Raw genomic sequence first — 25076 nt, forward strand, 5'->3', positions numbered from 1 at the left:
GCCAAATGCCCAAATCCGTTGTAGTGGCAGTTACCTGTTGTTTTTTTTATCTAGCATTCTATTAACTATCATTCGATTTAAATCTATCCATTTTTCAATACCTCCCATAGCAATAATTACTTTTTCATTTTGTTTATTACTATAGAATTTTAAAATTGGGCCGATTGAGTTTTCATCTGTATAAAAAAAGACAGCAAAATCAATCAACATTAACAAATGTGCTTTTTCTCCTAAATTAAATGCTGTGAAGATTCCTCTTGATTGCTTATTTCTAGTAATTGGTTTTATTAAACAAAAATGATAAGAAGGATATCTAATATCGTTTTCGATATTTTCTAATAATTCTTTATGAGTTATTTTCAAATTGTCATTTAAAAACAATCTTAATTCTTCCTCTACTTTGTCATCAATATGATATTTCTCAAATTCAATTAATTTCGATATTGAACTTCTCCAAACTAACGAATAAATAAAAAGTTTGAACATTGTCGGTTTGATATTTTTGCAAATTAAATGTTTTTCGTTCGAAATAGTTTCTAAATCTATTCTGTCTTTTACATTTGAAAAATTGTGAATATCAATTATTTTCTTCGAGAAATAAGTTTCTAAAATCTCAATTTTTTTTTCACAACTTGTACAGAGAATATTATTTTCTTTTGGAGAATCTTGTATTTTTTTTGATTTCCCTTTATTGTTGATTTCAATAGAATGTCTCGGTATTGCATCTTCAAAAAGTCTTTTACACATAAATTTTGGAATTATGTGAGAATTCATTTTGTCAGCAATATTAGTTTTACATAATTTACACTTATTCATCTTTTGCATTAAAATAACAGCCAACGTTTTGCTACTTTGAGATGGCTGGTAGTTCGTAAACGCTCAGTTTTCGGCTTAACGAAAACTTAATGCGAAACGGTAATTCCACTAAATTCTAGCTAGCTCAAAATGGCTGTTAGCGGTTCGGCATAATTTCACGTTGTTTATTCAGTCTGTCTTTTAGTAGTTTTTCCAAGTCATAAAAGTTATATTTTAGTGTATTGGAAGTTATTGATACTGGTGTACCATACATTTTCAAATTTCCAGCCATAACCCTGCGTTTTATTCCCGTAACTTTTGCTAAAATTCCGTTCGGGTCTTTTGTGTATATGAGCAGAAATTTTGTCGACATTACTTGTTCTGTTTTGATTTCCATTATTTCAGACCACTTAATAAGTCCAATGCTTGAAGCATTTGTATTGTCAATAATTCCATTATCGTCAATTAACAGTCCTACCTTATTCTCAAACATTTTTTTAATTCCATAAAATCCTGTAGCACCAAAAAACAAAACTCCTGCAATTCCAGCAATTTTAATTATTGTTGGATTTCTTAGGATTCTCAACGGCATATTCTGAAACTCATCTGAGTAAGTAAACAACCATATTCCAAGAACTATAAATAGAATTGAGCCAGCAATCCCTAGTAATAATTTTGTTTTACTTAACGGTATTTCAATTTTATCCATTTTAAATGTTTTTTCTAATAATTGTTGTCTTTTTCTCGTTGTCTTTATGCTGACCGCTAACTAATTTATATAATCAAATATATACAACTTTTTTATATATTCTTAAACAATGAATTAGATGTTTACCCTAGCCCTGATAGCAGTGGAAATCCTTTTACTTTTTTCTTTAAAAAGGAAAAGATTGCAACGTATAGCAGGAAATAGCTCCTAAAGGAACTTTTACTACTGTTATAAAGTATAAGCTGGTTTACATTCAGCATATAAAAAAAATCCCCAACTACTTACGTAATTGAGGATTTTAATATTATAAAGAAATGTAACTTTATTAGTTCACAATAACCCATTTTCCAGAAGCGATTAAGCTTTCGGCTTTTTTGTATTTCATTTCTTGTGTTTGTCCGCTTGCCACGTTTTGAATAGTAACAGTGTCATTACGGTTGATCTTTGGCATATCTCTAACGATAGTCTCAGTAACTTGGCGTTGTTGCGTTTGCCCAGCTTCTTGATTTGCTGCTTCGCTACTTACAATTTCGTCTTTTGAAGTTTGGTAGTCTTCTTGTTGACGTACTTCTTTTGCTTCTTGAATATGTTGGTTTTCTCTTGCTGGTAAATCACCTTTGAACAAGAACGAAATCACCTCTTTGTTAATTCCATTCAACATTGCATTAAACAAGTTAAACGCTTCAAATTTATAAATAAGCAATGGATCTTTTTGCTCATGAACGGCTAGTTGAACGGATTGTTTCAACTCGTCCATTTTACGTAAGTGTTTTTTCCAAGCTTCATCAACAATTGCTAGGGTGATGTTTTTCTCAAAATCAGCTACTAATTGTTTCCCTTGTGTCTCGTATGCTTTCTTTAGATCAGTTACCACATTTAATGATTTTACACCATCTGTAAAGGGAACGACAATGCGCTCAAACTGGTTGTTTTGATCTTCATAAACACTTTGAATGATAGGGAAAGCTTCTCTAGCGCTACGCTCTGTTTTCTCGTTGTAATATTTTAAAGCTTCTTTGTATACTTTTCCAGTTAATTCAATTTCGCTCAATTTCATGAAATCACTTTCACTCACAGGAGAGGTAATAGAGAAGTAACGAATTAAGTCAAACTCGAAGTTTTTGAAATCGTTATTTGCTTTTGTATCTTGAATGATTACTTCACAAGTGTCGTAAAGCATATTTGCAATGTCCAGTTTTAAACGTTCTCCAAACAAGGCATGACGACGACGTTTGTACACAACCTCACGTTGAGCGTTCATTACGTCATCATATTCTAACAAACGTTTACGTACACCAAAGTTGTTTTCCTCTACTTTTTTCTGAGCACGTTCAATAGACTTAGTCATCATAGAATGTTGGATTACTTCTCCTTCTTCTAATCCCATTTTGTCCATTACTTTAGCCACTCTTTCAGAACCAAATAAACGCATCAAGTTGTCTTCAAGAGATACATAAAATTGAGAGCTTCCTGGATCTCCTTGACGTCCTGCACGACCTCTTAACTGACGGTCAACACGACGAGAGTCATGACGCTCTGTACCTATAATTGCTAAACCACCCGCTGCTTTAACTTCGGCAGATAACTTAATGTCGGTACCACGACCAGCCATGTTAGTTGCTATAGTAACTACACCTGGTTTACCCGCTTCTTCAACGATTTGTGCTTCTTGCTTGTGCATTTTAGCATTCAATACATTGTGCTGAACACCTCTCATTTTAAGCATTCTGCTTAACAATTCAGAGATATCTACAGAGGTTGTTCCAATAAGTACTGGTCTTCCTGCTTGAGAAAGTGCTGTTACATCTTCAATAACTGCATTGAATTTTTCACGAGTTGTTTTGTAGATAAAGTCTTCTTTATCTTGTCTTGCCATTGGTCTATTAGTAGGGATCTCTACTACGTCCAATTTGTATATTTGCCATAACTCCCCAGCTTCAGTAACCGCAGTTCCGGTCATACCACCTAGTTTGTTGTACATTCTAAAGTAGTTTTGTAAAGTTACTGTAGCAAATGTTTGTGTAGCTGCTTCAATCTTTACATTTTCTTTCGCTTCAATCGCTTGGTGTAATCCGTCAGAATAACGACGACCATCCATGATACGACCTGTTTGCTCATCAACAATCATGACCTTGTTGTCCATGATTACATATTCATTGTCTTTTTCGAATAAAGAGTAAGCTTTCAATAATTGTGTTAACGTATGAATACGCTCACTTTTGATTCCGAAATCTTGGAACAATTTTTCTTTCTCTTCCGCTTCTGCATCTTTCTCCAAGTTTTTCTTTTCGATAGCTGCGATTTCAGTTCCAATGTCTGGAAGGACAAAAAAGTCAGCATCAGTATCTCCAGAAAGGAATTTGATTCCGTTATCTGTCAACTCAACTTGGTTGTTTTTTTCTTCAATTACAAAATACAAGGCTTCATCAATCTTGTGCATTTCGCGATTGTTGTCTTGCATGTATTGGTTCTCTGTTTTTTGAAGTAATTGTCTAATTCCTTCTTCACTCAAGAACTTAATTAATGCTTTATTTTTAGGTAAACTTCTATAGGCTCTTAAAAGTAAAACGCCACCTTCTTTAGTGTTGCCTTCTTTGATTAATTTTTTAGCGTCCGCTAAGAATCCATTTGCTAATTGACGTTGAATAGCCACCAAGTTTTCAATCTTTGGTTTCAATTCATTGAACTCATGACGATCTCCTTGTGGTACTGGACCAGAAATAATCAAAGGTGTTCTCGCGTCATCGATTAATACAGAATCCACCTCATCGACAATCGCATAGTTGTGTTTTCTTTGTACTAAATCGTTAGGAGAATGGGTCATATTATCTCTTAGGTAGTCAAAACCAAATTCGTTATTTGTACCATAAGTAATATCAGCATTATAAGCCGCTTTTCTTCCTTCAGAACTCGGCTGGTGATTGTCAATACAGTCAACAGTCATACCGTGGAATTCAAATAAAGGTGCTTTCCAAGTACTATCACGTTTTGCTAAGTAGTCATTCACAGTTACTAAATGCACACCGTTTCCAGTCAAGGCATTCAAGTAAAGAGGTAAAGTCGCCACTAATGTTTTTCCTTCACCGGTTTGCATCTCTGCAATTTTACCCATATGAAGTACCATTCCACCAATCAATTGAACATCATAATGAATCATGTCCCAAGTGATTTCTTTACCAGCAGCATTCCATTTGTTTTGCCAAACAGCATTATCACCATCTAAAGAAACGTAAGGCTTAGTAGCAGAAAATTCTCTATCTCTAGCTGTAGCAGTAACCGTTATTTCAGAATTGTCTTTGAAACGTCTAGCTGTTTCTTTTACTACTGCAAAAGCTTCAGGAAGGATTTCTAATAAAGTTTTTTCTGAAATATCGTAAGCTTCTTTTTCTAGAGCATCGATAGCAACGTAAATGTCTTCTCTTTTATCAATATCTTCAATTGATTCTACTTCTTTTTGTAGGTTAGCGATTTTAGCATCGATATTTGCTCTCGCTTCTTTAAGTTGGTCTTTAAAAAAGAAAGTACGTGCTCTTAATTCGTCATGTGACAAAGCGATCAAGCTACTTTCAAAAGTTTTTATTTTAGTTAAGTAAGGTTGTAGAGCCTTAACATCTTTCTCGGACTTGTCTCCGACAAAGGCTTTAATAATGCTATTTATGAAACTCATAATATGGTTGTATTTCTAATTTGTTTTATGTTGTAAATTTAACCAAAAAAAAAGCCTCTTTTGAGACTTTTTCTTGGGTTTTATTCTTTAATATTCATCCTCATTCCAAAGATAATCTTCGTCAGTAGGGTAATCAGGCCAGATTTCTTCCATTGATTCATATATCTCGCCTTCGTCTTCAATAGACTGTAGGTTTTCTACTACTTCTAATGGAGCACCAGCACGTATAGCGTAATCAATAAGTTCGTCTTTGTTAGCAGGCCACGGTGCATCACTAAGATAGGATGCTAATTCTAATGTCCAATACATCTTTTGTCGATTTAGTTTTGTGCAAAAATAATTTTTTTACTGAAAAAGACAAGTAAAAATCTATTTATTTTATAAAAAAGTTAAGAACGTGTTTTTTTTAATGTTCAGTATTTGGTTTTTTAGTGTTCAGTTTGTCACTGTTTACCCTTATTCAGTTAACTGATTATTTACGCGGAATCCATTGAACTTCCTCAGCATTCAAATCAAAAGACAACTTCCGTGCCAAGACAAAAAGGTAGTCAGAAAGTCGGTTTAAGTACTTAATTGCTATATCAGCAACGGGTTCATTATGGCTTAAATGTACGGCAAGGCGCTCTGCACGACGGCATACACAACGGGCAATATGACAATATGACACTGTAGTGTGACCACCAGGTAATACAAAGTGTGTCATTGGCGGAAGCGCTTCTTCCATGCTATCTATTTCATTTTCTAATAATTCAATATCACTTTCAGTAATGCCTAACTTTTGCAAGCGTAATTCGCCATTTTTCATTACTTCTTTTTCTGGTGGTGTGGCAAGTATGGCTCCTATGGTAAATAAACGATCTTGTATTTCGATTAATATCGTTTTATAATGGTGATCCATATCTTGATCCCTAATTAAGCCTATATGCGAATTCAATTCGTCTACGGTTCCATAACTTTCAATTCTAATATGATCCTTTGGTACGCGTGTCCCTCCAAATAGGGCAGTTGTTCCTTTATCACCTGTTTTTGTATATACTTTCATAAGATTAAGCGGTAAATGACTAGTATAGAATAACTAGCTTTATTAATTATTTCTTGATTACCTTTTCTTTGCACTGTATCATTAAATGATTTTATAGGCAGTACAGTAATAGCCTATTATGCTACATGAAATTAGAGTAGCATTTATTAGAACTTTTAATCCCTTCAAAGATAAAGTATTGATGGGGAAAGAAAAAAATCATTTATAAATATATCTTCACTAAATAAAAATAGCTATTCTTTCGAATAGCTATTTTTATTTAAAATGGTTTTGGATTAATATCCAAAAATTTCTTCTAAAGATAATTTTTTAACCTCACCTAATTTTTTCATTTCCTCTAATGGAAGGTTTTTTTCTGAGGCTACAATGGCATAAGTATACGGTTTGTTAGAGAATTGTTTCGTTTCAAATGCAACTACGTCACTCATTTTAATTCCGTCTACAGTACTGTAAGTATCTTTTCTAATGTCATCAGATAATCCAAGTTCTATTGCTGCTAAATAGTTAAAAATAATATTGTCTTGAGTGATACGCTCTGTCTCGATATCTTTCTTAACTTGATTTTTTGCTAAAAGTAAATTTCCGTTTAGCTCTGGCATTGTATTTAACAATTCATTCATACTTGCAGTAGCATCTTTGAATTTGTCCGCCTGGCTTCCTACATATCCAATATAGTAGTATTGGTCTTCTTTCTTTTGTGGACTAACATAGAATCCAAAAGTGCTATACGCTAAAGCTTTACTTTCTCTTATGGTTTGGAAAACAATAGATCCCATTCCGCCACCAAAGTAGTTGTTAAATACATTAACCACTGTATTTTGTTTTGGGTCATATTTATCTGTGTTTCTAATCCATCTTGTTTCTGCTTGAACCATGTCGTAGTCAGCAAAAAGCACTTGGTTTTTGGTCTGTGTCAATTGTTTGAATTCTTGAGCAGGACTGGCAACAGCAAATTTTGAAGGGATGCTGTGAATTTTTTGTAAGTCACTTACCAAAGATTTAATTTCCTTAGGTCCGTAATAAATTACTGTTTGCTCGTAATTGTTTAAGTTTTTAATACTTTTAACTAATTCGGCTGCAGTTATGTTTGCTAATTCCGCATCAGAAAGGTTATTGTTGAACTTGTTTTTTGCTCCATACATAGCGTAACTTGTCAATCCTTGAAGAATAGCATTTTTATTTGCTTTAGCATCAGTTCTAGACTTAGTAATTCTTGCAATTAATGCTTTTAGAGCCGCTTCATCTGGCTGTACATTTGTAATTACTTCTTCATACAGTTTTACTGCTTTGTCAAAGTTTTCCTGTAATCCTTCAATGCTTACCGTTGTATATTCTTCCCCGGTACTCACTTTGAAACTACATGCTATGGTATAAAATTCTTTGGCAATTTCTTCAGAAGATTTTTTATCAGTTCCTAAAAAACTAATGTACTGTGTGGCTAATGATTGTTTTAAATCATTTAAGGTTCCAATTTTATATCTGTATTTCAAACGGAATATTTGGTTGTCCTTATTAGGTACGTATAAAACAGTTGCAGGCCCAATATTTGATTTCTGGATGTCTTTATCATAATTGATAAAAACAGGCTTACTTGCGTTACTTGGCATTGCATCTATACTGGCTACAAATGGAGACTGCTTGTCAGCATTTGTTTCTACAGGTGTGATTTGTGGTTTTTCAATTTTTTCTGAAGTAGATTTTTCTCCTTTTCTTTTAAAGATAGCTACGTAGTTTTCACCCAAATATTTATTGGCAAAAGCAACAATATCTTCTTTTTTAACTTTCGAAAGATCATTTACATAAGCAACTTGGTCTTTCCAATCTAACTCAGCTGTAAAGGCATCCATTAAGATACTGGCTCTATCTGAATACTTTTCTGTTTCGTAAATCTTATCTTTTTTGATATTGTTAATGATAGAGGTAATCAACTGGTCATCAAAATTTCCTTTTTTAAGGTTTTCGATTTCATTTAAAACTAATGTTTTTACTTCTTCTAGTGATTGACCGTTTGTAGGTGCAGCAGATAAATATAAAATACCGTGATCAATAAGGGTATAGGTAAAAGCACTAGCATTTAGTAATTTTTGTTTTTTAACCAGGTTAAGGTCTAATAGACCAGCTTTACCATTAGTCAAAATTTTCCCTACTAGATCCGCTAGAAGAACATCTTTGTCTTTGTTTCCAGGTAGGCGATAACCTAATGTTAAGTTTTCGGCATCTGGACCTACAATTTCTTTAATTATAGGAGCAGTGATGGGTGCTTCATTTTGGAACGTATATTTCTCAAAAGGTTTTGCCTGCATTTGACCAAAAGTCTTGTCGATTTTAACAATTACTTCATCCGGATTGAAATCACCAGAAAGAATAACTCCCATATTGTTAGGAACATAATATTTGTTAAAATATTTTCTAATCTCTACTTGTGACGGGTTTTTTAAATGTTCAACAGTTCCTATCGTAGTTTGAAGTCCGTAGTTGTGTTTTTTAAACAAACTAGAAAATAATTCTTCAAAAACCTTACGGCTATCGCTATCTAAGGTTCTGTTTTTTTCTTCATAAACCGCTTCTAACTCTGTATGGAATATTCTAAAAACAGGATTTCTAAAACGCTCAGCTTGTACAGCTAAATATTTGTCTAATGAACTACTAGGAACATCATCAGTATATACAGTTTGTTCAAATGAAGTAAATGCATTCGTTCCTTGCGCTCCCATTGCCGACATCATTTTGTCGTACTCATTAGCAATTGCAAATTTACTTGCAGCACCAGAGATTGAATCAATCACTTTGTAAATTGCTTTTCTTTTCGCATCGTCTTTCGTCTGGTTATATTGCTCATATAAATCGGCGATTTTGTCAAGCTCCACTTTTTCTTTATTCCAGTCAAGGGTACCGTATTTGTCAGTACCTTTAAAAAGCATATGTTCTAGATAGTGTGCTAATCCAGTATGGGTAGCGGGATCAGTTTTGCTTCCTGCTTTTATGGCCACATAAGCCTGAATCCTTGGGTCTTTGTTTGTAGGGCTTAAAATAACGGTTAAGCCATTTTTTAAAGTGTAAAATCGTGCTTTCGCAGGGTCATTGTTTACATATCTGTATTCATAACCATTGCTAGTTTGTTTTTTCCATTCAAACTGGTTTTGTGCAGTAGATACGACACTTATGAACAGTGTTAGCAGTACTAGAATTGTTTTTTTCATGTTTTTTTGTTTGTTAGTTGTAAAATGGATGCTATTTAAAAAGTGGTTGTTATAGTGAATAATTATTTTATTTTCGGGTATCGCTTTCCACTACGCCGTCACGTAAACGAATGACGCGGTGCGCATACTCAGCAATTTCTTCCTCATGTGTTACAAGAATAACCGTATTCCCGTTAGCATGTATTTCATTAAAAAGCTTCATGATTTCTACTGAGGTTTTACTGTCTAAGTTTCCTGTAGGCTCATCGGCTAGAATAATAGATGGATTGTTAACCAGTGCTCTTGCTACTGCGACACGTTGTCTTTGACCTCCTGATAGTTGGTTAGGATGATGATCCATTCGATCAGATAAGCTTACTTGAGTCAAAACTTCTTCGGCACGCGCTTTTCTTTCTGATTTAGAATAACCAGCATATATCATAGGCAGGGCTACATTGTCTAAGGCAGTTGTTCTAGGTAATAAGTTGAATGTTTGAAAGACAAAACCAATCTCCTTATTTCTAATTTCAGCTAATTCATCATCCTTCATCTTACTTACATCTTTACCATTTAATATATAAGTTCCCGACGTAGGAGTATCTAAACATCCTAAAAGATTCATTAAAGTTGACTTCCCAGAACCTGAAGGTCCCATCAATGCCACATACTCTCCTTTGTTTATTTCTAAATCAATGCCTTTTAAGACATATACAATTTCGTCTCCAAGAACAAAGTCTCTTTTTATATCAGTAATTTTAATTAATGGGTTTGCCATTGCTCTATATAGATTTGAATTAGATTTTCGTTTTTTAAAAGTACAAAAGACTTTTGAATATACTATTGGTAGCTCAAATTAGATTTTTGTTACACCATAATTAATTATTGCTTTTTTTAAAGTTGACTGTAATTCAAATTAACATTTCATATTTACCACTGCTTTTCTTACATTATTAAGTTGTAGACTAGCTTATATTATTTAATACTAATCTTATAGTATTAGCATATTTAAACTGTTATTTCACAATTTTAGAATTAGTTTACAAGATTAACATGTTTATATTGAATACAATACAAAGCAATGTACATTTGTTCTATAATATTTAATAAATCAAAAAATCAAACATTATGGAAAGTAAAAAATTAGTTTTAGGATTAGCGGTTATCGCACTAGGTTTTACATCTTGTAAAGGTGAAAAAGAAAAAGAAGCAGAAAAAACAGTTGATACCTATGTAGTATATGTTGACTCACTTGAGAATGTTGCAGCAGAAGATGCTAAAGCAAACTGGCAAGCAATCGAAGCTACTTACGAACTTAAAAGTAATCAAGCAGAAACAGCTTTGTCTGACTTAAAAGATGACCAAAAAGCAAAAGAAAAAATAGAGGCTTCAAAAATGAAATATGAAGCTATGAAAGCGAAAATGCAAGCTGAAATGGAAGCTGCTGCTCCAAGTCCAAAACAAACAATGAGAAACTCATTATTTGGTGAAGGTAAAGTAGGAGATGATATGGATTTTTCATGGGTTAATGCATCAAACATTCACGGTGTTTACCAACAATTTGTACATACAGTTGAAGATAATAAAGATAAATATTCTCGTGAAGACTGGGATGAAATCAAATTAATGTATGAAGCATTAGACAGCAGAAAAAATACTGTAGAAAAAGAAGGTTTGTCTTCTGAAGATAACAGAAAAATTGCTGGATTAAAATTGAAATTTGCACCAATGTATACTGTTAACAGAATGGGAGCAAAATCTGAAGAAATGGAAAAAGCAAAACAATAATAAGTTGTTAATTCGATGAAAAATGACAGTCAGCAATGGCTGTCATTTTTTTTGTTTAAACGCGAATGATAAAATGTTCTTTTGGTTGTTCTCTTCTAAAGAAAACAAATCCCCATTGAAAAGTGTCAATTGTGACTGTAACTCTAGGATGCAACTTAATGATTTTCCAAGCTTCCTCCATATCTGCTGACCAGTGGATGTCATCAAAAATCCATACTGTATCATTAGTAACAGTGCAAAGTAATTTTTCGAAATAATCTACAGTCGCTTTTTTAGAATGATTGCCGTCGAAAAATATAAGTTTGAAGTGTAAAGTTTCAAGTTTCAAGTCGTTCAAATAACTTTCAAATTGAGTCACAACAGAAGTTATATTAGCTAATTTAAATTCTTGAAATTGATTTTGGGCAATTTTGGCAGTTTCGGGACAGCCTTCTAGTGTTGTGATTTTAGCCTTTTTGTTTCCCAATGATAGTGCAGTAGTGGCTAGTCCTAATGATGTTCCTATTTCTAATATCGATTCTGCCTCAAAGTAGGCGCTAATTCTAAATAGTAATTCAGCACGTTTTTTAGAAATTCCCGCTGTTGCTGCGATTTGTGCTACAACTCTGGTATTCGATTGGAATACTTTTGAACCAGCCCCATAGTCGGTTACTTCAATCGTACTCGTGTTTGCCAAAAGAGATTTTCTATATTCTTTTAAAATAGCATATTCAGGTTTAGGCTTCTTATCATAAAAACACTTAGTAATTAATGTGAAAACAAAAGGGGAATGAACCGCATGTTCGTTTTTAGAATACCAAAGGAATTTTAAATAGGATTTTATTTGGAATAACATAGTTTTTCAGGCTTCAAAGTGGCAAAGGTACAAAGTTTAGGAGTTAATGCGTGTTGGCTTTTTAAAGTTTAAAAGATACTTATCACTTCAAAATTATGGCACTTCAAAAAAAACTATATTTGCGCTCTTAAAAACAATACACATACCATTTTTGAAGATGATGAATGAAGAACGAATAGAGGAAGCTGTAATCACATCGGAAGAAATTAACCGTTGCATTGCCATTCTTTCTCAGTTAAATAACGACACAGATCAAATATTTGATATCCCAAAAGAGCAGAGAACAGCTTTGATAAAAGCAGCAGGGCAATTTTCTAGACCTGATCGCGACGAACTTTCTCGTAGAAAAAAGGATGGTAAATTAGCGGCTAAACGCAAAATGGAAAAGCGCGATAGAACTGCTCGTAAAGAAACAGGGATTCGCTATGCTCGAGAAGCTAGTGTCTTTGTCGCTCCTAAATTATTGCCTTTTCATGAATTAGCGCACAAAGAACAACAAGAACTTGAAACGCCTAGGAATTGTTATGTGTGTAAAACTGAGTTTACTAAAATGCACCACTTCTATGACACGATGTGTATAGATTGTGGCGATTATAACTACGCTAAGCGTTTTCAAACAGCTGATGTAAAGGGGCAGGTGGCTGTTATAACGGGTTCTAGATTAAAAATTGGCTATCATATTACGTTGATGTTACTTCGAGGAGGCGCTACCGTCATCGCTACTACCCGTTTTCCAGTTGATTCGGCATTGCGATTTGGTAAAGAACCTGATTTCATGGACTGGGGACACCGTTTAAAAATCCACGGCTTAGATCTAAGGCATATTCCTTCAGTAGAGATTTTCTGTAATTTTATAGAACAAAAGTACGAACGACTCGATATTTTAATCAACAATGCTGCACAAACAGTACGACGTCCTGCGGGATTTTATACTCATATGATGGAAAATGAAGAGCGCCCAATTGCGACTTTGCCTAAGCAAGCACAAGAATTATTACTGGATCATGTAAACTGTTTGGATGAATTAAAAGTACTAACGTCTGGCGCGTCATCTAATGAAAATATGCCAGTAACTTGGCACGGACCTGAGCCAGGAATTGGTTTAAGGGCTTCCGCCAAATTATCTCAGATTCCGTACTCTTTTGACAATGCACTTGTGGCTACAGAAGTATTTCCAGAAGGAGAACTTGATGCCGACTTACAGCAAGTGGATTTAAGAAAAACGAACAGCTGGCGTTTGAAGTTGGGTCAAATTGAAACTACTGAAATGATAGAAGTACAATTAGTAAATTCAGTTGCTCCGTTTGTCCTGTGCAACCGCCTTTCGGAAGTAATGAAAAAAGACAATACAGGGCAAAAACACATTATTAATGTATCGGCAATGGAAGGAAAGTTTCACCGCTTTTTTAAAGAAGCGCGTCATCCACATACCAATATGGCTAAGGCAGCTTTAAATATGTTAACGCATACTGCAGCTGGAGAATTGGCGAAATCCGGTATCTTTATGAATGCAGTAGACACCGGTTGGGTAACTGATGAAGACCCCGCAGAACTTGCCAAAAAGAAACAAGAATTAGAAGATTTTCAACCACCGTTAGATATTGTAGATGGAGCAGCCCGAGTAATGGATCCATTGTTTGATGGAATCAATAGCGGGAAACACTGGAGCGGTAAATTCTTAAAAGACTATAATCCAATTCCTTGGTAAGAAGATAAAAGCATACGTAAATAAGAAAACCACAGCAAATTAATATTTTGTTGTGGTTTTTTTAGATTCACTTCCATTTATTTTTAGATTTTCTGTAACAAGAAATGCATCTTTTAGTTTTAACAATGATAGCAATTAAGTTATCCTATTTAAAATTTAATAAGATGATAAAAGTCATTAAAAAACGAGTTGAAGAACTTTCAACAGTTAAAGTAATACTTTGGTAAAGTTTTCTTTTTCTATCGGTGAAAATAATTTAATCTTAAAATTATCTGAGTTTGAAAAAGAAATAGAAAGTTTGAAAAAACTGTACAGTTTTAAAATATGTAAAATTCATGTTGAGAACTGGAATACAATACATTTAAAACTACAGCTTAAATTTCTACATCCGTCTTTGGATATCCGCTAGTTTTATTTTTTAAATGTATAAATAATTAGCCCCAACAATTCTAGCATAATCTCTAGAATTGTTGGGGCTATTATAAAAATACTATGTTGTCTGATGATTATCCCTCCATTTTGGCGCTTAATTCAAACCAGCGTTCTTCTTTGGCTTCCATTTTATTAATGAGGTTTTGCAGTTCGTTACCTTTTTTCTCGATATCTGCTTCTGCCACTTTTCCTTCTGAAAATAAAAGCTCGATTTTGGCTTTTTGTTCTTCTAGGTCTTTAATTTCTCTTTCTATTTTCTGAAATTCTTTTTGTTCGTTAAAAGTTAAATTACCTGTTGGATTGTTTTGTTTCCAGTCTTTCTTTTCGGCTTTGTTTTCTTCTTTTTGAGCTACATCGGCACTGTCTTCATAGGCTCTAAAATCAGAATAGTTTCCAGGGAAATCTTCGACAACACCATCACCTCTAAAAATGAATAAATGATCTACAATTTTATCCATAAAATACCTGTCGTGAGAAACCACTAACAAACAGCCAGGATAATCAAGCAAGAAGCTTTCTAAGACATTCAATGTTACAATGTCCAAGTCATTGGTAGGCTCATCTAGAATTAAAAAGTTGGGATTCTGAATTAAAACAGTACACAAGTACAAACGCTTTAATTCTCCACCACTTAAACGGTCTACAAAATCGTATTGCTTTTTAGCATCAAATAAGAAACGTTCTAATAACTGTGAAGCCGATATTATTTTTCCCTTCATCAACGGAATGTATTCTCCGTATTCTTTGATAACATCAATAACACGTTGTCCTGGTTTTGGATTGATTCCGCTTTGGGTATAATAACCTACTTTAATGGTTTCTCCCATCACTACTTTTCCAGAATCCAGCGGTAGGGTACCTGTCAATAAATTCAAAAAAGTCGATTTTCCTGTTCCGTTTTTACCAATGATTCCAATGCGTTCTCCACGTTGGAAATCAAAGCTAAAATTATCCATAATCACATGGTCTTTGAATTTTTTGGAGATTTTGTGAAGCTCGATAATCTTGCTTCCCATACGTTCCATATTAATTTCAAGTTCTACTTTGTTTTCACGACGACGGCTTTGTGCTTTTTCCTTTATTACATAAAAGTCATCTTGACGAGATTTAGATTTGGTTGTACGTGCTTTTGGTTGACGACGCATCCATTCTAATTCTTTAACCAATAGGTTTTGGGCTTTATCTACGCTAGAGTTTTCTGATGCGATACGCTCTTCTTTTTTCTCTAAATAGTAAGAATAGTTTCCTTTGTATTGGTATAATTTTCCATTGTCTAATTCGATGATTTCATTACACACACGCTCTAAAAAGAAGCGGTCGTGCGTCACCATAAACAACGTAATATTTTCTTTGGTAAAATAACTTTCTAACCATTCAATCATCTCTAAATCTAAGTGATTTGTAGGTTCATCCAGAATTAATAGATCAGGACGATTGATTAAAATGATGGCTAAGGACAAACGCTTTTTTTGTCCACCAGAAAGATTTTTTACTTTTAGTTTAAAATCCTCTAGTTTTAGTTTAAACAAAATTTGTTTGTACTGTGTCTCAAAATCCCAAGCATTGTGTTGATCCATTCCATCAAAAGCTTTTTGATAAGCTTCTTCGTCTTCTGGATTCTCAAGTGCTTTTTCGTAAGCTTCAATGATTTTTAAGGTTTCATTATCAGAAGCAAAAATACTTTCTTCAATTGTTAACTCCTCTTGTAAGTTGTTGTTTTGAGATAAAAAGGCCATTCTAATGCCTTTTCGCAACACCACTTGCCCAGTATCTGGTTCATCAAGGCCATTAATGATGCTCATGATGGTTGTTTTTCCAGAACCGTTTTTGGCTATAAAAGCAATTTTTTGGTCTTTATTAATTCCAAACGAAATGTCTTTAAAAAGGGTGCGTTCTCCAAACGACTTTGAAATATTCTCAACAGATAAGTAATTCATGCGTATTCCTAGGTGTATTTGTTATGATTAGGTTTTTTTAGAAAATATTTTCTAATTCCATCTCTAATTAAGAGGGGACCAAAAAAACCACCGCGCAAAGGTAGGTTATTATTTTAAGGATAAAATTATTCTGAAAGAAGAACTTTTTTGTAGCGCTAAGTTTTTGACAACACTGTTGAAATAAGGGAATTACTTAACGCACTTATAGTTATGTAGAACTTCGGTTAAAGTAATTTAAGCAGCGCAATTACAATTCCTACTAGCCCACCCACAACGGCACCATTCAAACGAATGTATTGTAAATCGCTACCCACTTTTTCTTCTATTTGTTCGACTAATTCTTTATTGTTGAGTTTCATCATGCTGGTTCGAACCATATTTCCTATTTCACTTTGAAACTTCACTAGTAATTCTGAGACGGTTTCCTGAATCCAGTGATTTATTTTCTGCTGTGCAATAGGGTCTTCTTGTAAATCAGCCAGCATACGATTCAGGTTACCAATTAAGAATTGCATGAGCGGCGTGTCGTTGTTTTTAAGCTGAGCAGAAAGGTTTTCTTTTGAACTACTTAATAGTTTTTGAATTACTCTTTCCTCTTCTACATGCTGTAGCACACGTTCTTTAAAATTCTGTATCAGAGTAATTGACTTTTCATCGCCACTGATTAACTGTTGCGCGAATTCAAATATCCAGTCATCAAATTTAATTCTAATAGGATGATTAGCATCTGCTTTAGCTTCTAATAAAAGTTCTTTTGCTTTAGAAAGCAATTCATCAGTAATCAGATCTAAATCGATGCCACCACTTTTTTTCGCTAGAAATAAGGTTGCTTTTTTGAAAAAACCTTTATCTGAATATTCTGCTGCGGCAATTTTAAGTTTTTCAAAAAGTAGTTCTCTTGTCTCATTATTAGCAATGCTTTTAGCGCTTTCATCAATAATCAATTCCCATATTTGATGATGGTCGCCATTTTTTATTGCTTTTTCTAACCAAGTTCCCAGAGGAGAAGCGATATCGATATGGGCAATTTGCTCACGAAGTATTTTTTGTAAAGCAGCAGCAAATTTTGGATTGTCTAATTCATCTGTAAATTTTAAAACAATATTTTGGATCAAACTGATAATATTATTTTGATTTTTGGGTTGTTGGACGAAATCCAATATAGTTTTGGCCCAGTCCACTTCGTTTAATTTTTCAGCAATAACATCTGGAGAAAGCCATTTGTTGGTTACTAAATCTACGATACCTTCGGTCAGTTTTTCTCTATTTTTAGCAATAATATTTGTGTGTTTACGTACAAAAGGAATCGGAATTTCATGAAACAAAGCACTGACTGCAAACCAGTCAGCTAATCCACCGATAGTTGCAGCCTCAAAACCAGCAATCACAATTTTCCAAGCTTGATGATTAATTATTTCTAACCGCAATAGCACTTCAAAAAATAGAAAGCCAGCAAATGCAATAAGTAAAGAGATGGATCCAAGTTTGTTTTTCATAATATAATGGTGGCTTTTAGAAATTGGAAAATAAATAATTAGTAAATCTATTGTAGCAAGATGTTTTTACATAAGATAAAGTTACGATAAAGCAATATAAAATAGTAATTTATTGCCTTAGATGTTGCGATATAAAAGGACTTAGGTCAAATTGATGTAATTGTTGTACGGTATTTATAAAAGGTTTTCTTGTAAAATTTTCATTAGAGATATAATAATGAATTCCATCTTTTGTAGCAATGCCTTCGACTTGATGAAAAGGCAAATGGAGCTTTATTTTGCGTTTATTAGCACTAGCAAATGGGGTGTCCTGAAAATCATACAGCAGGTAAATAAATGGAGATAGTGATTTACTGTAGCCACATAAAACGATCATTTTTTTTTCAGGAACATAAGTAGCTCCAGTAATTAGCCCTTTGGTATTTATGGTTTCTTGATATTGTGCAATGTGTTTTCCGGCCGTTTTAGGTAAACTATATACGCTGGTTTTCTGACTACTCCATTCTTTGGTAAACAAATAAATACGGTCTTGTGTTACAATAAATGCTTCACAATCAAAATTTGTAGTATTTGACTTTACAGCTGAAAAATCCGTTTGATTGGAATATGAAAACGAAATGCTGTCTATTTTTTGGAGATTTGAATAAAGAGACTTTTTTTCAATTCTTAAAATACGCAAGTCTTTTCGATTACCAGATACATTGTTTCCAAAATCACCTATATAGAAGTAGCTGCTATCCTGGGAGATTTCTTCCCAGTCAGTATTCTTTACATTTTGCAACACAATTTTCTCTTTGATATTTCCTACTGTATCTACAGCATATAATGCGGTGTCATGATCATCATTATGAGTCCACAATAATGTATCGTATAACAATAAACCAGAAGTTTCTTTTACTTTTTCTGAAAGCGTGGCGGTATAGGTGGGTTTAATTTTAGTGAAGCGATATTGACAACTACCATCATTTAGGATAGTAAGAGGATTAAAGTTTTTGGCAAGGGCATCAGTGCAGCCCGCAATTTGGGCATAAGTTAGGCTTGTAAAGAATAGAAAGAGTATGCTTGCGATTTTCATATCATCAAAAGTAATTGTTTCTAAAGGATTATTTTAAAAATTAGAAGCGAATTAATCGGTGCTATTTGTAGATAGAATTCCTGCTCTCGCCTTTATCTTTGCTCGTTCCTTACAAAGGATATCGGCTCCATCAGGGCTAAGGGGAAGTATGGTTTTTTAAATGTAAACTTTGTGACTTTCCCTCATTAAATATATCTTTGATGCATGCAACTCTCTGTTATTATTCTCAATTATAATGTTCGCTATTTTTTAGAACTCTGTGTTTTAAGTGTACAAAGTGCACTTACAAATATAGAAAGCGAAATTATAGTTGTCGACAATAATTCTACTGATGGCAGTGTGGAGATGATGAAAATGCGTTTTGCCACTATAAAATTAATAGAAAACAATGAGAATTTAGGTTTCCCAAAAGGGAATAATAAGGGCGTAGCGCAAGCTAAAGGCAAGTATGTATGTATTCTTAATCCTGATACCGTAGTTGCTGAAGATACTTTTTTAAAGGTCTTGTCTTTCGCCGAAAGGCAAAAAAATGTAGGGATTATTGGTGTAAAATTGATCGACGGTTCAGGAAACTTCTTGCCAGAGAGCAAACGCGGAGTTCCCACCCCTTGGGTAGCTTTTACTAAGATGACAGCTTTGTATAAATTATTCCCCAATTCTAGAGTATTCAATCAATACTATGCGCAACATGTAGCGCAAGATAAAACAGCTGAAGTCTCTATTCTAGTAGGTGCTTTTATGGTTCTTAAAAGGGATTTATATATAGAATTAAAAGGGTTTGACGAGGACTGTTTTATGTATTCTGATGATATTGACTTATCTTATAGAGCTTTGCTTTTGGGTAAAAGCAATTACTATTTTGCAGATACAATCGTTATTCATTACAAAGGTGAAAGTACGATTAAGGATTTGGTCTACAGGAAGCGTTTTGAAGAAGCGATGACCTATTTTTACAAGAAGCATTTTAAGACAGCTATTTTCTTATTGAGGTTTATGAAATTGGGAGCATTCTTATTTTCTTTTGTTAAGAAAAACCAAGGTCAGGCATTTGTAAAAGAAAAACCAGAGCAATACCTCTTGTACGCATCTACAGATGAACTAGTGAATAAATTGCAAACTAAGCTTCAAAAAAAAGTAGTGTTTGACGTTTTTGAAGCAGAAAAAATGGTAATTTCGTCAAAGATTAAGAGTAAACTACCTACCGAAATACTTTTTGATAATGCGTCTGTTTCTTTTAAAGAAATTATTTTGGGGCTACACTCATTGAAAAATAAGGGGTTAAGCTTTAAAATAAAGCCTAGAAATAGTGCATTTCTAATAGGAAGTGATGATTCTAATGGGCGAGGAACGGTTATAAAAATCGATTGAAAAATTACAGTAAATGTAATTTATATTTAAAATATTTAGTAATTTCGCAAACTGAAAACAAAAATCACCTTTTAGGTTAACAATATGGCAAGATTTGAATTGAAACTTCCAAAAATGGGAGAAAGTGTCGCTGAAGCAACCATTACAAACTGGTTAAAAGAGGTAGGTGATAAGATTGAAGCTGATGAGGCAGTACTTGAGATAGCAACTGATAAAGTGGATAGCGAAGTGCCTAGTGAAGTTTCAGGAATATTAGTGGAACAATTATTTGGTAAAGATGATTTAGTGCAAGTTGGTCAAACAATTGCCATCATTGAAACTGAAGGAGGAGATAGTGCAATTGAAGCTACAGATGCTGCAACTCCTGCAGCTGTTGCTGAAGTGACTAAAACAGTAGAAACCGCTAAAGAAAGTGTGGCTACTCCTACAGATTTATCAGAATCAGATAAGTTTTTCTCTCCGTTAGTAAAAAATATTGCTAAAGAAGAAGGAGTTTCTGTTGCTGAATTAGAAGAGATAGCAGGAACTGGAAAAGAAGGACGTGTTACTAAAAATGATATTTTAGATTACGTTAAAAATAAAGGAAGTCAAGCTGTTGCAGCTCCTATAAAAACTGTAGAGGCTCCTAAGGCCGCTCCAGCTCCAGTTGCTCAAAAAGCAGCACCAGTATCTGTTAATGGAGGAGATGAGGTAGTTGAGATGGATAGAATGCGTAAATTGATTTCTGGTTACATGACCGCGTCATTACAAACATCAGCTCACGTGCAATCTTTTATAGAAGTAGATGTGACTAATATTGTAAAATGGAGAGAGAAGAATAAAAATGCTTTTGAGAAAAGAGAAGGTGAGAAGTTAACTTACACGCCTATTTTTATGGAAGCCGTTGCTAAAGCAATAAAAGATTATCCTGGAATTAATATTGCTGTAGATGGGGATTATATCATCAAAAAGAAAAATATTAATTTAGGTATGGCAGCAGCATTGCCTAACGGTAACTTAATTGTGCCAGTTATTAAAAATGCTGATCAATTGAACCTTGTAGGAATGGCGAAAGCGGTAAACGATTTAGGGAACCGTGCTAAAATGGGGAAATTGAAACCAGACGACACACAAGGAGGAACGTATACCGTTACAAATGTGGGAACGTTTGGAAGTGTTTTTGGTACACCGATTATTAATCAACCGCAAGTAGGTATATTAGCTTTAGGTGCAATTAGAAAAGTGCCTGCAGTAATAGAAACTCCAGAAGGTGACTTTATAGGAATTCGCCAAAAAATGTTCTTATCGCACAGTTATGACCACCGTGTTGTAGATGGTGCTCTAGGAGGTAGTTTTGTAAAAAGAGTGGCTGAATATTTAGAAGCATTTGATGTAAATAGAGATTTATAGACTTTACTTTATACAGTATTATAAACCCGACAGTTTTTTTAATTCTGTCGGGTTTTCTTTTGTAAAATCTTTGATTATAGAAGCGTTCTGATTTTTTTGATCGAAATATTATCCTGCATTCTATAAATAAATTCAAACACAAACCTTTATATTTGTATTCAATCAAAAACAAAAAATGGAACTTAAACTCAATAAACCAATTTGCTTTTTCGACCTGGAAACAACAGGAATTGATATTGGAAAAGATAGAATTGTAGAAATAGCAATATTTAAAGTTTATCCTAACGGTAACAAAGAAAGTAAGACGTGGTTAGTGAATCCTACGATTCCAATTCCGCCACAAACAACAGCTGTGCATGGTATAACAAATGAAAAAGTAGCTAATGAGCCTACTTTTAATGAATTAGCGCCTCAAGTGTACAATATGATCAAAGACAGCGATTTAGCGGGTTTTAATTCAGATCGTTTTGATATTCCGCTACTAGCAGAAGAATTGCTTCGAGCAGGAGTAGATTTTGATATGAAGAATAAAGTCTCCGTAGATGTGCAAACGATATTCCATAAGAAAGAAGAGCGTACTTTAAGTGCTGCTTTTAAGTTTTATTGTGGAGAAACGCTAGAAAATGCACATTCTGCCGAAGCGGATACTATGGCTACTTATGAGATTTTGAAATCACAATTAGAGCGCTATCCTGATTTAGAAAACGATATGAAGTTGCTTTCCGAATTTTCGACAAGAAAGAAAAATGCTGATTTTGCAGGAATGATTTCGTTTGATAAAGATGGGAATGAAGTTTTTTCTTTTGGAAAACACAAAGGAGTGAAGGTAGATCATGTTCTTGATACAGAGCCAGGATACTTTAGTTGGATTCAAAATGCTGATTTTCCTTTGTATACTAAAAAAGTGTTGACGGCAATAAAACTTAGAAAGTTAAATACGAAATAGCTGTTAGCGTAATTTATTTGGGGAAAAACACCAGAATAAAGAGCTCAAAATTTAAATTGAAGTTATGAAGATCATTTGCATTGGCAGAAATTATGCTGAACATATAGAAGAATTGAAGAACGAAAGGCCAACAGAGCCCGTGGTTTTTATGAAGCCCGATTCGGCAATTTTATTAAAACAACATCCTTTTGTGATTCCTGAATTTTCAGAAGATATTCATCATGAAATTGAGATTGTCGTTAAAATAAATAAGGTAGGAAAGTACATAGAACCTAAGTTTGCTCATAAGTATTATGATGAAATAAGTGTAGGGATTGATTTTACCGCTAGAGATTTGCAGACGAAGTTAAAAGCAAAAGGTTTGCCGTGGGAAAAAGCAAAAGCTTTTGACGGATCAGCAGTGATAGGAGATTTTTTACCAAAAGAGCGATTTAGTTCGCTAGAAAATCTTACTTTTGAATTAACTAATAATAATAAATCAGTTCAAAAAGGAAATTCCAGTTTGATGTTGTGGAAAATTGATGAGCTTATTGCGTATGTTTCACAATTTTTCACATTAAAAATTGGTGATATTATTTTTACGGGAACACCAGCTGGAGTAGCTGCAGTGCAACCAGATGATGTATTAGAAGGATTTTTAGAAGGAGAAAAACTATTTAGAATACAAGTAAAATAATGGCTTTAAACTACAACCTTTCAAAAGTGTACGCACTTTCAGATAACGACCCAGAATTTGTAAACGAAATTCTAACCTTGTTTGTGACCGAAGTTCCAGATGATTTAATTCAAATTAAAGAAGGAATAAAAAAGAAGGATCACAAACATGCTTATGCTTATGCGCATAAGATCAAACCTACATTAGACTTGTTAGGTCTTAATGTAGCTTTTGAAGAAATTCTTCAAGTAGAAGCTTGGACAAAGATCGAGGGTAAAAAGAAAGATATAGAAGATACTTTTAAAAGTATCAAAAATCAAGTACATGATGCTATAAAAGAAATTAAAAAAGACTTTGATTTGTAGTTTAGTACAAGAGTATCACTGTTTTTAACAACTATTAAAATTCAACATTCAAATTATTTGAGTGTTGAATTTTCTTTATATAACCAAATTTGAACTTGTAATATGAAAGCAACCATAGTTACCATAGGTGACGAAATTTTAATAGGTCAAATTGTAGATACTAATTCAGCTTTTATTGCTAAATCATTGGATAGAATTGGTGTTGAGATAAACGAAATGATTTCGATAAGTGATGATAAGCAGCATATTGTAGAGACTTTTTCAGCACTTCAAAACAAAGTGGATTTAGTGATAGTTACTGGAGGGTTAGGTCCTACAAAAGACGATGTAACTAAGAAGACTTTTTGCGATTATTTTGAAGATGATTTGGTGGTTGATCAAGATGTTTTAGTGCATGTGATACAACTGATAGAAGGATTTTATAAAAGACCCATAACACAGATTAATAGAGATCAAGCTTTGGTTCCGTCAAAATGTACTGTGCTTCATAATCAAATGGGTACAGCTCCCGGAATGTGGATGAAAAAGGAAAATACGGTCTTTATATCGCTTCCTGGTGTTCCCTATGAAATGAAATATTTAGTAGAAAATGAAATCATCCCAAAGGTTGTAAAAGAATACAGTCGCCCGTACATTATTCATAAAACAATTCTAACTTATGGTCAGGGAGAAAGTATGGTGGCAGAGCGCATTGAAAGTTGGGAAAATAGTCTTCCTGAGTTTTTAAAGCTAGCTTATCTACCTAGTCCGGGAAGAGTGCGTTTGCGACTTTCTGCAAGAGGAACTGATAAGCTTTTATTGGAGAATCTTATTGCGGAATATGTGCATACTTTAGATGCGATAATCAATGATATTATTGTTGGTTTTGACGAGGAAGAAACCATTGAGGTTGTAATAGGTGAATTGCTTAAAAAACAAAATAAAACGATTGCGACAGCCGAAAGTTGTACTGGTGGTTCAATAGCCGCGTTGTTGAGTTCTGTGAGTGGAGCTTCAAATTATTTTAGAGGAAGCGTGGTGTCTTATGCAACCGATGTTAAAATAGAAGCGCTTGGAATTTCGGAGCAATTAATTGAGGAATTTTCAGTGGTAAGCGCTGAGGTGGCGTCAGCTATGGCTTTGAGTGTAAAAGAATTAATGAAATCTGATTATGCTATAGCGACAACAGGAAATGCTGGGCCGTCAAAAGGAGATTCAAATGCAGAAATAGGCACTGTTTTTATTGCATTGGCTACACCAAATGCAGTATTTGTTGAAGAATTTAATTTTGGGCAACCCCGTGATAAAGTGATAGATAGAGCTGTGTATAAGAGTTTAGAAATGGTGCAGAAAGAAATTTTAAAAAATGTCCTTTAATTATTTTGCTTAATAGGTTTATTTTTCTTTTCTTTGCACCCTGATTTTGAATAACGATAAAAGATAAGTATAATGTCAAGAGTTTGTGACCTTACAGGTAAAAGAGCGATGGTAGGAAATAACGTTTCTCACGCTATGAATAAAACTAAGAGAAAATTTTCTGTTAACTTAGTGAAAAAGCGTTTTTATCTTCCAGAAGAAGATAGATGGATTACTCTTAGAGTAGCAGCATCTACGATAAAAACAATTAACAAAAATGGAATTGCAGCTGTTTTGAAAAAAGCACAGTCACAAGGATTTATTAAATAATCTTTAATTCCAATATAAAAAAATAGCA

The 25076-nt window shown here is 33.8% G+C and carries 20 protein-coding genes; 9 read left to right on the forward strand and 11 right to left on the reverse strand.

All coding sequences use genetic code 11. From position 1 onward, the window contains the following. Positions 1–30: 30 nt before the first annotated feature. From ACEN2K_RS14230 to ACEN2K_RS14260, 7 genes are all read right to left on the reverse strand, one after another. Entirely contained in the window at positions 31–840 is an 810-nt protein-coding gene (locus tag ACEN2K_RS14230) for a hypothetical protein (RefSeq protein ID WP_441760003.1), read from the reverse strand. Between the two features lie 112 nt (positions 841–952). After that, complete coding sequence (locus ACEN2K_RS14235; RefSeq protein ID WP_441760004.1) at positions 953–1504, reverse strand: STM3941 family protein; 552 nt, start codon at positions 1502–1504, stop codon at positions 953–955. Between the two features lie 325 nt (positions 1505–1829). After that, entirely contained in the window at positions 1830–5171 is a 3342-nt protein-coding gene (gene secA / locus ACEN2K_RS14240) for a preprotein translocase subunit SecA (RefSeq protein WP_441760005.1), read from the reverse strand. 87 nt (positions 5172–5258) lie between these two features. Continuing rightward, positions 5259–5480, reverse strand: a complete 222-nt coding sequence (locus ACEN2K_RS14245; RefSeq protein WP_007138072.1) for a DUF2795 domain-containing protein — start codon at positions 5478–5480, stop codon at positions 5259–5261. Between the two features lie 163 nt (positions 5481–5643). Then, positions 5644–6213 (reverse strand): cob(I)yrinic acid a,c-diamide adenosyltransferase, encoded by a 570-nt coding sequence (locus ACEN2K_RS14250; RefSeq protein WP_441760006.1) that lies wholly within the window; start codon positions 6211–6213, stop codon positions 5644–5646. A 275-nt stretch (positions 6214–6488) separates the two neighbouring features. After that, positions 6489–9413 (reverse strand): M16 family metallopeptidase, encoded by a 2925-nt coding sequence (locus ACEN2K_RS14255; protein ID WP_441760007.1) that lies wholly within the window; start codon positions 9411–9413, stop codon positions 6489–6491. 67 nt (positions 9414–9480) lie between these two features. Continuing rightward, on the reverse strand, positions 9481–10167 hold the full coding sequence (locus ACEN2K_RS14260; RefSeq protein WP_441760008.1) for an ABC transporter ATP-binding protein: 687 nt from the start codon (positions 10165–10167) through the stop codon (positions 9481–9483). 350 nt (positions 10168–10517) lie between these two features. On the opposite strand from ACEN2K_RS14260, the gene ACEN2K_RS14265 reads away from it, so the two are divergent. Continuing rightward, positions 10518–11177 (forward strand): hypothetical protein, encoded by a 660-nt coding sequence (locus ACEN2K_RS14265; protein ID WP_441760009.1) that lies wholly within the window; start codon positions 10518–10520, stop codon positions 11175–11177. A gap of 55 nt (positions 11178–11232) precedes the next feature. Here ACEN2K_RS14265 and ACEN2K_RS14270 read toward each other — a convergent pair whose 3' ends face one another. Further along, entirely contained in the window at positions 11233–12012 is a 780-nt protein-coding gene (locus ACEN2K_RS14270) for an O-methyltransferase (protein ID WP_441760010.1), read from the reverse strand. Between the two features lie 160 nt (positions 12013–12172). Between ACEN2K_RS14270 and ACEN2K_RS14275 the strand changes: the two genes are divergently transcribed. Continuing rightward, a complete protein-coding gene (locus tag ACEN2K_RS14275) occupies positions 12173–13720 on the forward strand; it encodes an SDR family oxidoreductase (RefSeq protein WP_441760063.1) in 1548 nt (515 codons plus the stop codon). 506 nt (positions 13721–14226) lie between these two features. Here the strand turns inward: ACEN2K_RS14275 and ACEN2K_RS14280 are convergent. The 3 genes from ACEN2K_RS14280 to ACEN2K_RS14290 all read right to left on the reverse strand — a co-directional run bounded on the left by ACEN2K_RS14280 (position 14227) and on the right by ACEN2K_RS14290 (position 18660). Beyond that, positions 14227–16089 carry an ABC-F family ATP-binding cassette domain-containing protein gene (locus tag ACEN2K_RS14280; RefSeq protein WP_441760011.1) on the reverse strand — a complete coding sequence of 621 codons (1863 nt, stop codon included), beginning with the start codon at positions 16087–16089 and terminating at the stop codon, positions 14227–14229. Positions 16090–16313: 224 nt separating this feature from the next. Further along, positions 16314–17585, reverse strand: coding sequence for a DUF445 domain-containing protein (locus ACEN2K_RS14285; protein WP_441760012.1), 1272 nt, complete (start codon positions 17583–17585; stop codon positions 16314–16316). Positions 17586–17694: 109 nt separating this feature from the next. Continuing rightward, entirely contained in the window at positions 17695–18660 is a 966-nt protein-coding gene (locus tag ACEN2K_RS14290) for a T9SS C-terminal target domain-containing protein (RefSeq protein WP_441760013.1), read from the reverse strand. Between the two features lie 204 nt (positions 18661–18864). On the opposite strand from ACEN2K_RS14290, the gene ACEN2K_RS14295 reads away from it, so the two are divergent. From ACEN2K_RS14295 to rpmB, 7 genes are all read left to right on the forward strand, one after another. After that, positions 18865–20028 carry a glycosyltransferase family 2 protein gene (locus ACEN2K_RS14295; protein WP_441760014.1) on the forward strand — a complete coding sequence of 388 codons (1164 nt, stop codon included), beginning with the start codon at positions 18865–18867 and terminating at the stop codon, positions 20026–20028. An 84-nt stretch (positions 20029–20112) separates the two neighbouring features. Next, positions 20113–21417: a dihydrolipoamide acetyltransferase family protein gene (locus ACEN2K_RS14300; RefSeq protein WP_441760015.1), complete on the forward strand. Its 1305-nt coding sequence runs from the start codon at positions 20113–20115 to the stop codon at positions 21415–21417. A 175-nt stretch (positions 21418–21592) separates the two neighbouring features. Then, on the forward strand, positions 21593–22363 hold the full coding sequence (locus tag ACEN2K_RS14305) for an exonuclease domain-containing protein (protein WP_441760016.1): 771 nt from the start codon (positions 21593–21595) through the stop codon (positions 22361–22363). A gap of 64 nt (positions 22364–22427) precedes the next feature. Beyond that, a complete protein-coding gene (locus ACEN2K_RS14310) occupies positions 22428–23039 on the forward strand; it encodes a fumarylacetoacetate hydrolase family protein (protein WP_441760017.1) in 612 nt (203 codons plus the stop codon). Then, positions 23039–23383 (forward strand): Hpt domain-containing protein, encoded by a 345-nt coding sequence (locus ACEN2K_RS14315; RefSeq protein ID WP_441760018.1) that lies wholly within the window; start codon positions 23039–23041, stop codon positions 23381–23383. Before ACEN2K_RS14310 ends, ACEN2K_RS14315 begins: the two co-directional genes overlap by 1 nt. Before the next feature lie 102 nt (positions 23384–23485). Further along, complete coding sequence (locus ACEN2K_RS14320; RefSeq protein WP_441760019.1) at positions 23486–24739, forward strand: CinA family nicotinamide mononucleotide deamidase-related protein; 1254 nt, start codon at positions 23486–23488, stop codon at positions 24737–24739. Between the two features lie 72 nt (positions 24740–24811). Then, positions 24812–25048: a 50S ribosomal protein L28 gene (gene rpmB, locus ACEN2K_RS14325; RefSeq protein ID WP_072941276.1), complete on the forward strand. Its 237-nt coding sequence runs from the start codon at positions 24812–24814 to the stop codon at positions 25046–25048. Positions 25049–25076 lie beyond the last annotated feature (28 nt).

This window comes from Flavobacterium sp. W21_SRS_FM3 (assembly GCF_052113625.1).
Classification (GTDB): Bacteria; Bacteroidota; Bacteroidia; order Flavobacteriales; family Flavobacteriaceae; genus Flavobacterium.